General features: G+C 66.9%; 8 protein-coding genes. 5 read left to right on the top strand and 3 right to left on the bottom strand.

The window, feature by feature from the left end; all coding sequences use genetic code 11:
• Positions 1-620: 620 nt before the first annotated feature.
• Positions 621-971 (bottom strand): ArsC/Spx/MgsR family protein, encoded by a 351-nt coding sequence (locus ABN034_RS24700; RefSeq protein WP_349331498.1) that lies wholly within the window; start codon positions 969-971, stop codon positions 621-623.
• 471 nt (positions 972-1,442) lie between these two features.
• Between ABN034_RS24700 and ABN034_RS24695 the strand changes: the two genes are divergently transcribed.
• The 5 genes from ABN034_RS24695 (at position 1,443) to ABN034_RS24675 (ending at position 5,369) form a co-directional block, all read left to right on the top strand.
• Positions 1,443-2,456 (top strand): DUF5005 domain-containing protein, encoded by a 1,014-nt coding sequence (locus tag ABN034_RS24695; protein ID WP_349693360.1) that lies wholly within the window; start codon positions 1,443-1,445, stop codon positions 2,454-2,456.
• 174 nt (positions 2,457-2,630) lie between these two features.
• Positions 2,631-2,828, top strand: coding sequence for a hypothetical protein (locus tag ABN034_RS24690; protein WP_349693359.1), 198 nt, complete (start codon positions 2,631-2,633; stop codon positions 2,826-2,828).
• An 83-nt stretch (positions 2,829-2,911) separates the two neighbouring features.
• Positions 2,912-3,478: a sulfotransferase family protein gene (locus tag ABN034_RS24685; RefSeq protein ID WP_349693358.1), complete on the top strand. Its 567-nt coding sequence runs from the start codon at positions 2,912-2,914 to the stop codon at positions 3,476-3,478.
• A 112-nt stretch (positions 3,479-3,590) separates the two neighbouring features.
• Positions 3,591-3,944 (top strand): hypothetical protein, encoded by a 354-nt coding sequence (locus ABN034_RS24680; protein ID WP_349693357.1) that lies wholly within the window; start codon positions 3,591-3,593, stop codon positions 3,942-3,944.
• Positions 3,945-4,361: 417 nt separating this feature from the next.
• A complete protein-coding gene (locus ABN034_RS24675; protein ID WP_349693356.1) occupies positions 4,362-5,369 on the top strand; it encodes an aldo/keto reductase in 1,008 nt (335 codons plus the stop codon).
• Positions 5,370-5,485: 116 nt separating this feature from the next.
• Here the strand turns inward: ABN034_RS24675 and ABN034_RS24670 are convergent, their stop codons facing one another.
• On the bottom strand, positions 5,486-7,663 hold the full coding sequence (locus ABN034_RS24670) for a hypothetical protein (RefSeq protein ID WP_349693355.1): 2,178 nt from the start codon (positions 7,661-7,663) through the stop codon (positions 5,486-5,488).
• 45 nt (positions 7,664-7,708) lie between these two features.
• Positions 7,709-11,362, bottom strand: coding sequence for an alpha-glucuronidase family glycosyl hydrolase (locus ABN034_RS24665; RefSeq protein ID WP_349693354.1), 3,654 nt, complete (start codon positions 11,360-11,362; stop codon positions 7,709-7,711).
• Positions 11,363-11,560 lie beyond the last annotated feature (198 nt).

The raw sequence follows: 11,560 nt of genomic DNA, 5'->3' as shown, positions 1-11,560 counted from the left end.
CTGTTTGGCAATCTCGGACGCAGCAGAAGTACGGGTCGATCACGTTCTCCCTCTCACGATCCTCATCGCACCCTTCGCCATACCCACGAACAGGGTGAGGCGAGAACGACACATCGTGGCTGGGGAAGAAGCAGCCACGACTGGAAACCACGATGACGCCGGCGGATTAGGGTGTCTCGGCGGTCGAGAGTGAGCATCGACGGGGCGCTGCGCCACGACATCGAGGAAGGCCATGGAACCAACTGAGGTCCGGCGGGCCGTGGACGCGGCCAGGGCGACTGCCTCCGCGCTCGGGCTTCACGTCAACGATGTGGTCGTCCTTCACAATTCGGACCGCATCGCCGTACGCCTGACTCCCTGCGATGTCCTTGCTCGGGTCGCACGATCATCGTGGGAAGCGAGCCTGGAGTTCGAAGCAGAGGTTGCTCGCCGTCTGGCCGAAACTGGCAGCCCTGTCGGCGAACTCGACCCGCGCGTGGAGCCCGCCGTCTACCTTCGTGACGGCTTCGCTGTCACTCTGTGGACCTTTTACGAGCCTGTCACTGCTGACCGCCGAAGCGGTGCGGTGCAGGCGCAGCCCAGCGCAGGCGCCGCGGTCAAGTCACGGCGGACTGTCCCCGTCACGGCAGGAATGTGGCGAGCGTTTCGGGGTCTCGGACGACCGCGGTGGTGGAGTCGTCGGCGGTGAGGATGGGGCGTTGGATGAGGATGGGCTGGGAGACCATCGCTTCGATCCACGCCTCGCGGTGAGCGGCGTCGCGGGGAAGGTCACGGAGAGGTTGGGCAGCGGGCTCGTTGTGCCGAACGAGATCCCAGGGCTCGAGTTTCATCCGCGACAGGACATCGTTCAACTCGTCCGCCGTGGGCGGATCGTCGAGGTAGCGGCGAACCGTGTAGACGACCCCGGCCTCGTCGAGGGCCTTGGTGGCGGCACGGCACTTCGAACATGCCGGGTTGATCCAGATCTCCACAGCTGAGGTCCTCCGGGGTCAGCAAGGTGAGCAAGGTGTCGGGTCGGCTTCGAGAAGCATCAGTACCAGCAACCCGCCGTGAATCGCCAGCCCGGCGCCTCACGACACCAGATGGCGGCGCACGCCGGCCCCACGGCGTCGATGTGCGGGGCGTGACCCGCAGCAGGGCCTCCAGTGAGCCGATTCAGGACGTCTGACGGGCCTACTTCGACGTCGGCGTGGACATTCCTGGTCGACCTCCTGACACTGTGTCCTGGCGTGCATGCCGCGGCGCTCGCGTGCACAGGGACACCAAGCCTGGAGGTACCTATGCAGAAACGACTTCGGTTCAGGTGTGGGGTATCCCTCCTAGCCGCAGCGGCACTGACAGCGATTCTGGCTCCCACTGCCGCATCGGCGACCGGTCCAGATCCGCGGTCGACGGACCCCATGCCGGGGACGTGCATCGGGTCCCCGACGGGAAGGAACGTCGTGGTCGAGGACGCGACAGCCAACGTCGAGCTCACCGAGGCGTGGCGGGAGTTCGGCAACAGCGGTGGGGGCTGGGAGAACGAAGGCGGCTGGGCCGCGGCTGACGGCACCTATTCGACCCTCCTGCCCGGGAAGCAGGTCGTCTGGCTGTTCAACGACACCTGGCTGGGCCCGGTCAACGACGATGAGAGCCTCGGCGACTCGCCTGGACTCGTCAACAACTCCGCCGTCCTGGGCGGTCGTGACGGTCTGCCCGACCTCACCATCACCGGCGGAACCCGGGATGATCCGACCTCCCTTGCCGGCCCGCTGTGGCAGTGGAACGGTGATGGCATCGTCGACGACGGCAAACTGCAGGTCTTCGAGTACGAACAAGGCCCCACCGACGATCCGCCACCGTTCAACTTCGCATGGATCGGTACCACACTGGTCACGTTCGACAAGGACTTCGACATCGATGCCGTGACAACGGTGCCGATGGATGGTGACGTCGCCTGGGGCGTCGACGTGGTCCGCTGTGGACAGTTCCTCTACATCTACGGTGTCGAATCCGTCTGGCTCGACAAGCACATGCACGTCGCCCGCACCCGCGTCGGCCATCTTGCCGACATCGACTCGTGGACGTACTTCACCGGCGAGACGTGGACCAGCGATCCCGGTGCCTCGGCGCGCGTTGCCCGGGAGATGGGTGCGTCGTACAGCGTGACGCCGGTGGAAGGCAAGTGGGTGCTGACCACCTCCGACTCGCTGCTCGGGGACACCATCTACGTCTCAGTCGCAGACTCACCGACAGGACCGTTCGACGGTCGCCAGGCGGTCTATGTCGCGCCGGAGGCGCATTCGGGTGAAGGCTTGTACGCGCCGTACAACATCGCCGCGCACCCAGCCATCAGCAAGCCGGGCACGCTGACGATCTCGTACAACGTGAACGCGTCCGGTGGGCTCGACGTGATCAAGACGAATGCCAACTTCAACCGCCCACGGTTTGTCGACATCCACCTCACCACGCAGTAGGCGCACCGGGCCATCCGCCGCGGCTCACCATTCGACGGGTGTCGCGCGGAGTCCGTCGACAAATCGGAGTGCGGAGCAGCGGGTCCTGAACCACACTGCCAACGATGAGTACCTATGTGCGACTGCGGTCGTGGTTCACCCACGACCCAGCCCAGCCTGGTCGCCTCTCACAGGTTGCCGACGAACTCCGCGAACTCGTGGGCAGGTCCGCCGCTGCTGGTGACACACCGGTTCTCCACGGTCGCCGCCGCCGACCTCGTTGTTGTCATCGACCACGGCCGCGTCTCGGAGATCGGCACGCATGCAGAGCTCATGGCCGCCGGTGGCCACTACGCCGAGCTGTACCAACTCCCGGCACATGGCTACCAATAGGCCAGCCGAGGTCGCGCATCACCACCGGGAACCCGACGAGTCACGCTGCGTCGGCCAGTCACGGCGATTGAGGGAATGATCGGATGAAGATTCTCGGGGCGGGACTGAGCAAGACCGGTACGACCTCCCTCGCTCGCGCGTTGGGCATCCTCGGATACGAAACTCTTCACTGCGACCAGCAACGGCTGAACGACATCATCTACGGCGTGGACAACGATCCGAACTTCCGACTGTACGACGACGTGGACGCTGTCACCGACCTGCCAACCGCCTACTTCTATCGTGAGCTGGTAGATGCCTATCCGGACCTGCTCGTGATCCTCACGGTACGACCTGAAGATGCGTGGTGGCGAAGCGTAGGACACCATTTCAACCGCGCGCACCCGGTCACTGATCCGGTGAGAGACAAGTTTCGGTGGCGGCTGCGCAACCTCGCGTACGGATCGCCGGTGGCACACGAGTTCCTGTTCAGGAAGCGCTTCCGCGAGCACAATGAAGCGGTGATCGCCACGGTAGATCCCGAGCGGCTGTTGGTCATGGACATCACCACCGGCGACGGGTGGGAGAAGCTGTGCGGATTCCTGCGCGAGCCGATTCCGGGCATCGAGTTTCCGCACGAGAACAAGACGATGGGCACACCCAGCAGTTAGGGATATTGAGGCTCTTACGTCTCCAGCTGGGACGGAAATGGTAGTCGCGTTGTCCTGGAGGACGGGTTTTCCACTCATGCGCCGTCGTCCACTTCCAACTGCTGGGTATTTCGTGACCGAGGAGATCCTCGAAGCCGCGGATGTCGGGGAGCAGCCGCTCGGCAAGCCGGTCGCGGAGTTCGCGCGGGATCGCGGAGTCGTCGGCACGCGCACGTCGGGTGGTGAGGAACCGAGCCAGCCCGGTGCGTTGATCAGGTCGCCACCGCGGAACGAGCTTGACCTGACGTCGCGGCAGCCACTGGAGATCGTGCAGGCGCGGGACGGGCTTGTCTATCGAACGGTGGTCGTGATGCCGCTTGTCGAGGTCGACCGCGGCGGGATCGACGACGAGGTGGGCGAACACCGCGCTCAGCACCTCACGCGCGGTCTGTCGCGAAGCACCTCGCTCGCGACCACGAGGACCTGACTCCGATCGAAGTGATCGAGAAACGCCGCGAGTTGGAAGCCGTACAAACTTGGCCCGATATAACGCTCATCCAGCAGAGCTTCCTTCGTCAAGGTAGTGAGGAAGACTCGAGGTGCCCGCCTTCATCGCCCCGATCACCACAAAACCCGGCAGGCTCATCGCGCCTCACGATCAGGTGGCTGACGAGTGGTGGCCTGCATGGCGACCTGCTTACCAGTGGAGAATCGCTCTCGCCAACGATTTGACCTGGCGCTCACGGTCAACGCAACCAGTCAGGCATCCGACGGGCGGCTCGCTGCCGTCGACTTACGCCATTGCCTCCCGATGGTGCGCTCGCACGTGAGTTGACCTGGAGCGCGCTCGAAGTCATAGCGTTGGCTCGACTCAGGTTGACTCCAGAAACGAGGCGTTGTCCCTATGGAATATCGTCTGCTCGGCCGATCCGGACTGAAAGTGAGCGAGCTGTGCCTTGGCGCCATGTACTTCGGCGGCCCCAGTGATGAGGAGACCAGCTTCGAGATTTTGGACGAGTTCGCCGATCAGGGCGGAAATTTCATCGATACCGCCAAGGGCTACACCGAAGGTCGGTCGGAGGAGGTGCTCGGGCGCTGGCTCGCCCGGCGCGACCGGGACGACTTCGTCATCGCCACCAAACTGCTGGGGAGATGGACAGGCGGTCCGGCCAACACCGGCCTCAGCCGCAAGAACATCCTCTCCTCCGTGGACGCCAGTCTGTCGAGGCTGGGCACCGACTACATCGACCTCTACTACACCCACGCCTGGGACGAGACCACACCCATCGCTGAGACACTGTCGGCGCTGAGCGACCTGGTAACGGCAGGCAAGATTCGCTACATCGGAGCCAGCAATCTCGCCGGATGGCAGTTGCAGAAGGCGCTGGACCTCAGCGAACGCAACGGCTGGGCCCGCTACGTCGCACTGCAGCCGCTCTACAACCTGCTGGACCGAGAGATCGAGTGGGACTCCCTGCAGGTGTGCCTTGCCGAGGGCCTCGGCGTACTGCCCTGGAGTCCCTTGCGGGCCGGGTGGCTGTCGGGCAAGTTCAAGCGCGACGCGCCGCGTCCGCAGTCCAGCCGCGTGCAGGACAGCTCGGACATACCGTTCGACATGTCCTGGGAGCAGTACAACAACGAACGCACCTGGACCATTCTCGACGCGGTCGAGAAGGTCGCAGCCGAGACGGGACGATCGGTGCCACAGGTTGCCATTCGTTGGCTGATGCAGCAGCCGGGCGTCACCGCCCCCATCATCGGCCCACGAACGATCGAACAGGTCTGCTCCAGTCTGGGCGCCAGCGGATGGAGCCTGAGTGACGAGCACCAGGACCTGCTCGCGCAGGTCAGTACGCAACCCAAGCCGTACCCGTTCAACCTGTTGGACTACTTTGCGGCCGGGCGCGGCTGAGCGAAAGCACCGACTGTGCGCCTTGGGGCCTACGCTGGTCGCAGAAGTTCGAGGTCCTCACCCCAGCTGTCCAGGACGTCGCCGGGTGCCGACGGGGCCGAGCTCGAGCCGTTCCGTCAGCTGTGGTATCCCTCGATTTCGACGAGCCGGCTGTAAGTGTGGTCGTTGGTGTCGTGGATGACGATGCGCAACGTGTCAGTTTCGACCGTGGTGAATTGGCTTTCGTCCACGCCCGTCACGTTCCCGCGTACCTGGGCGATGGTCTGCCAGGTCTCATCGGCCTGGATTTCGATGTCGTAGTCGCGTACTCCCCAGGCCGAGGCGGGGTAGACGGCGGAGTTGAGGGTGTGGACGACGACGCGGTTCAGGGTGATCGGATGGGTCCAGGTCGCCGTTATCGTGTCGGGCCACTGGCCGGGTGTGTCGTCGTTCCATCCGTTCGCTCCGCCGCCGCCCCAGTCGTCGGGGTCGGTCCGGCCGTCGTTGAGGAACGCCGGGGAGGACGGACTGTGCGTACTCGACGCCGTCATCTCGGCGATGCGTACCCAGTTGTCACTTGGCTCGAGCCTCACCAGCGACATCAAGTCGCCGACGTCGAGGCGCAGCTCCACCTCGCGAAGGTCGGTCGTCGCACGGGTCACGGTCACCTGGAGTTCGGCATCTCCCTCCGCGGGCACCGTGACCGATGCAGCCGTGGCGGCGGTGTACCCGTCCGGCACTGACACTCCTGGTTCGAGCGTCAGGTCGGTGTCGGTGTAGTTGCGGATCCGGAACGTCACGGTTGTTGGCTCGCCGGGCAGCAGCACCGGGCGCTCGGGGAGGACCTCGACCACGGCGTAGGCGGGCAGGTCGGTCTCGTGTTTGCCCAATGTGAGGACGTAGGCATCCCGTGGGTCCGCCCAGTCGAAGGTGATGGTCACTTCGTCGCCCTCGGGGGTGAGGTCGATGTCCTTGACGGCTTCGGGTTCGCTGAGTACGGCCTTGTGGGGGATGCGTTCGAGCCGTATCGGGATGTTGCCGCCGCGAAGGAGGTAGGTATGAGCGTGTCGAAGGCCGTCGATTGTGACCGAGAGGGGCGAGGCGAGTTCGCCGCTGGCGGCGCCGATCCGGTTGCCCACAAGGACCCGCACCCGCCGGTTCTCCGGGTCCGCACCTGCTACGGCGTCGACATCGGCGGTGGGGCGTGTGGTCACGAGCGTTCCGGTGATGGAGGCGTACCGTTGGTACGCCCACCAGCGCGCGTCGGTCACCAGCTCGCCGTCGACGTCGACGAGCAGGCCGTCGAGGAGCGGGAACATGCAGCATGGCCCGTAGATCGCGAGCGCGGTGTAGTCGATCCCGGACCGCTGGAGCCGGGCGATGTACCACGCGTTGAAGCCGGGATTGAGCTGGCCGCCTGGGAGGTATTCGTTCAGCTCGAGGCGGACGCCTGCGAGGCCCCGCTCGGCGAGGAGCTGACGGGCGAGCCCTGCCTGGTCGACGGGGTCGCGGTTCGGGATCAGGTCGTGCCAGGCCAGGATGTCGGGTACGGTGTCGCTCGCGACGGCCATGTCGAGCCAGTCGTCCATGTGGCCGCCGTCGCCGGAGGTCGTCATCCGGGTGAAGGTCGGCCCGACGATGCGGGCTCGCGGATCCAACGCGCGGATCAGGCGCACGCCTCGTTGCCACGTCTGGACGTACTGCTCCCACGGGCGGGGCCAGTAGTGGTCGCCGAAGTCGGGCTCGTTCCAGATCTCGTACTGGATCCGGTCCGGGTCCAGCCGCGCGGCGTGTGCGTCGCTCACGACCTGGGTGAGGAATCGTTCCCAGCTCGTCCAGTCGCCGTCGTCGCCGGGGTACGGATCGGTCGGCTGGAGCGTGACGCCCTCGGCGCCCCACAGGTCGCTCAGCACGATGCAGTACTCGGCTTCGATCGGCGGTGGCGCCACCCGGCGGTAACGGTCGACGACGTTTTGCCACCGCACCGCGTATCCGTCGTATCCGCCCTTCGACCACGCCCCGCCCGGCAGGGTGGACCCGCCGCCACGGAAGAGTTTCGCCTTCAACGGAAGCAGCAACGGGTCCGGTGGTTGCGTACCGTCCTCGCCGAGACCGTGCAGGAAACCGGTTGCGGAGTAGGTCGGCTTCCCCGCTGGTTGGGACAGATCCACGCGCAGCTTCTCGCTTGCCGGTTCGGCCAGCACCTGGCTGGCGGCCGGCCACCAGGGAGCGAGCACGCCGCCGGCGGCCACCCCGCCGGCTACCTTCAGGAACGTCGCACGATCCAGCCGTGCCGGCCGCCGCTCGTTGTCCATGACACCGCTCTCCCTCGTCGTTCGGTCTCGGCCCCGTCGGTCCGTTCAGCTGCTGAACGCCTCGATCTCGACGAGGCGGCTGTACGCGTGGTCGTTGCTGTCGTGGACGACGATCCGCAGGGCGTCGGTGTCGGTCGGGTCGAAGCTGCTCTCCACGACACCCGTGATGTTGCCGCGTACCTCGGCCACGGTGTGCCATTCGCCACCAGCCGCGCGGATCTCGACGTCGTTGTCGCGGACGCCGTACGCAGCAGCCGGGAACGCCTCCGCGTCCAGCGTGTGCACGACGACCCGACCGAGCGGCACCGGGTGCGGCCAGGTGGCGGTGACCGAGTCGGGGAAGACACCGGCCGTACCGTCGTTCCATCCGCCAGCGCCACCGCCACCCCACTGCTCGGAGTCGGTGTTCCCGTCGTTGAGGTTGGCGACGGACGATGGCGCGTGGGTGCTGGACGCGGACAGCTGTGCGGCGACGAGCCAGTTGTCGACCGGTTGGAGGCCGATCGTGCGGGAGTCGCCGTCGATGGTGACCGTCAGTTCGCCGGCGCCGCCAGTCGCGGGATCCCGGGTGACCGTGAGCGTCACCTCGACATCCCCCCCGCCTGGTACATCGACGTGCGGGGTTTCCAGCTCGGCCGTATAACCGTCGGCGACGCTGAGGACCGGCTCGATCGATTGATCGGCGTCGGTGAAGTTGTAGAGCCAGAACCGCACCGGTGTCGGCTCACCGGGCAGCAGCCGCAGGCTGGGTTCGGACACCGCGCCCACGACGACCGGCGGCGGCGCGGCGGTGGCATCGACGATCGCGAACGCGTTCAGATGCCAGTGCTCCCCGGGCAGGCTGGCGAGCTCGAGGTCCACGTCGCGACCGGCGGCGTCACCGTCAAGGGGGAAGTGCACCCAGCCGAACACCCCGCCGGGCAGGGGATCGCTGCGGCCCAGCTCGACACCGCCCGAGGAGATGACGGTGGGCGCGGATCCCACGACGTCCCCGACGAGGAGGTACGCCTCATGCGTTCCGGCGGGCACCCGCACCCGCAGGGTGGCCGGGCGGGTGGCGTTGCAGAAGTCGCGTCGGAGCGGGTCGAGTCCGCTGCCCCGGTCGCGGAACTCCGGCGGCGGACTCACCCAGCCGTAGCCGCGGTCGGCGTCCCAGGCGTCGTTCGGGGTGAGGCGGGCGTACGACGTGAAAAGTGGACTGCTCGGCCCGCCGGCGTCGAGTGCGAGGTGGCAGAGCTGCGCGGCGGGCGCCACGGAGAAGGCGACGCCGGTCGCACCGATGACCGGCAGGTCGCCGGCGGCGACGTCGAGGTCAAGCGTCGCGTCGAGTCCCGCCGCGGGTGGGACCACGGTGGGGACGAGGGTCGCGAACTCTCGCGACGGGAGTGCGGCGGCCGCCGTCCGGGCGGTCCAGCGGTCAGGTCCACCGGGTGCGCCGGAGATGTCGACGCGGGCGGTGACGTCCAGACTGTCGGGTGTGGCGTTTCCCGCCCGCATCGGCACCCGGGTCGGCCAGCCGCCCAACAGGAGTTCGGATTCCGGCGGCACCGTGATCTGGACCCACGCCTGGTCCGTCGCGAGCCGCCGGCTCAGCTCGAAGAAGTAGCCGACGATGCTGTCCCGCCACGCGGTGGCGTGCTCGACATGCTGGTCGAACCGCGCGAGGACCTCGGCGTGCCGGCGTTCGTCGATGCGGTCCGCGAGTGCACTCCAGGCTTTGCGGTAGTCCTCGACGGTGGCGAGGCCGGCGAAGTGGGTCTGGTAGATGTGGTCGAGGACCGTACGCCCGGAGTGCAGCCGATGGTCGTACGCCACGTGGTGCATGAAGAGCAGCAGCTCGTCGGGGCAGTCCGCGAGCGACTCGTACGCCTGCCGCCACGGCTGGTGGTAGAGCGCGGTGAAGCCGGTGCCGGTCGCCGCCGTGCGGTCGAATCCGGTGCCGTCGGCGTCGGAGCGGTGCGCCGCCTGCGAAGCCACGGGGTCGGGGGCGTAGTGCCCGCCGGAGGCCGCGACCATGTTGCCGACGCCGAGCAGTGAGGTGTAGTTCTCGAACGTCTGCCACGAGCCGAGCAGCATCTGGCGTACCGGCTCGACCACCGCGGGGTCGGTGCCGAAGGTGAGCTCGGTCCACTCGCGGGCGATCTCGGCCGGTTGGGTCGATGGATCCCACATCAACCGGCCGTATCCGTGGGCGTTGGCGGCGGCGAGATGGTGACCGGACCAGGTTCGCTCGTCGCCCCAGTTGAGCACGCCGGCCGCACCACAGTGGGTGTAGCCGAACGCCGTGCCGTCCACCACGCGTGCCACGGTCGTGCCCTTCCCGAGGGCTCGGGTGTCGAAGTCGAGAACCTGGGACCACCAGGTGGGCAGGTAGCACAGGTCGGTCGCGTGGCCCGTGTGCTCCTGGGTGATCTGCAGCTCGAGCATCATGTTCGTCTGTGGCATCGCTCCGAAGAGTGGATGCACGGGCTCCCGGATATGGAAGTCCACCGGGCCGTACTTCGCCTGCAGGACGACGTTCTCGGCGCACTCACCGTCCAGTGGCGTGAACGTCTCGTACGCATCGGTGGAGACATCACCGTCGCTCGCGTCGTAGACGAACGCGCGCCACATGACGATTCCGCCGTACGGATGGACCGCCTGGGCGAGGGCGTTGGCGCCGTCGGCATGCGTACGTCCGTAGTCGGTCGGACCCGGCTGGCCCTCGGAGTTGGCCTTGACGAGGAAGCCACCAAAGTCCGGGATGGCGGCGTAGATCTCGTCGGCCTTGTCCCGCCACCAGGTCTGCACGGCCGGGTCGAGGGGATCGGCCGTGGGCAGCTCGCCGAGGGCCAACGGCGCTGCGAAGTTGGCCGACAGGTGGAAGCGGACACCCCACGGACGTAGGGCGTCCGCGAGGCCGGCCAGGCGGACGATCATGTCCGAGGTCAGGAACGCCGGATTGGCGTTGACGTTGTTGACCACGGTGCCGTTGATGCCGAGAGAGGCGAGCGCGCGGGCGTAGTCGGTGTAGCGGGGGTCGGGCGCCGGCAGCGCATTCCAGTCGAAGAGGGAACGCCCGGCATAGCCCCGCTCGACAGTACGGTTGAGGTTGTCCCAGTGGTTGACCAGCCGCAACGGCATGCGAGGGTGCTCGTCGACGTCGAGGCCCCGCAGGGACTGATGGCGTTGCAGCCTGCGCAACAAGGCGAAAGTGCCATGGAGTACTCCTGCGCCACCGGTGCCGGCCACGACCAGATGGCGACGACCGCCAGCCAGCCGCCACCGGATCAGAAATCCCTCCGGACCGACGCGTTCGATCTCGCCGCGACTCACCAGCGAACGAACGAGGGGCGAACCGTCCCAGGTACCAACGACCAGCGAGGACGGTCGCGTCGGCACCTCGACGAAGGGCACGTCGCGTCCGAGCAGGCCGGGTAACGCCTTGCCCAGTTCAGTGCGTACGGAGCCGATCCGAGCCGAGTCCTCCTCGACGACGACCTCCGGCAGCAGGTGACGGTACTCGGCGAGCCGTCCGGCATCGCCGACCAGTCGGTAAGGCAACCAGAGGTCATACCCGTCCTCCGGCTCTGGTCTCGCGACACCGCGGAAGGTGGTGGCCCCGGCGGCCGGTTGCTGCCCTCCCGACAGGCCAGCGGACACGCTCGCGGCGAGCGCACCGGCCTGGAGAAACCTACGTCGATTCAGCCTGGCGTCCACGTTCCCTCCCACGATCAACCATCGATCCCACCGAGACAGGAGCACGCGCACGTGGACAGGTCAAGCCTTGTTCACCGCTCTGGCGCTCGGCTCACCGCACCACCGCTGAGTCTGGCTAGCCGCAACGTTTGATGATGCGCTTCCCCTCCGATCGTGGGGGAGCAGGTTGTGTCCGTGAAGTGCGCGAGGAAACTGGCA

Origin of the sequence: Actinopolymorpha sp. B11F2 (genome assembly GCF_040195635.1) — a bacterium.
Classification (GTDB): Bacteria; Actinomycetota; Actinomycetes; order Propionibacteriales; family Actinopolymorphaceae; genus Thermasporomyces.
Note: the sequence above shows the minus strand (reverse complement) of the source record. Positions and strands in the feature narration are given on the sequence as shown.

Bases quoted from the DNA above. Each gene is read 5' to 3' on its own strand.
- ABN034_RS24685 (WP_349693358.1), top strand. From the start codon at position 2,912: ATGAAGATTCTCGGGGCGGGACTGAGCAAGACCGGTACGACCTCCCTC.
- ABN034_RS24675 (WP_349693356.1), top strand. From the start codon at position 4,362: ATGGAATATCGTCTGCTCGGCCGATCCGGACTGAAAGTGAGCGAGCTG.
- ABN034_RS24670 (WP_349693355.1), bottom strand. From the start codon at position 7,663: ATGGACAACGAGCGGCGGCCGGCACGGCTGGATCGTGCGACGTTCCTG.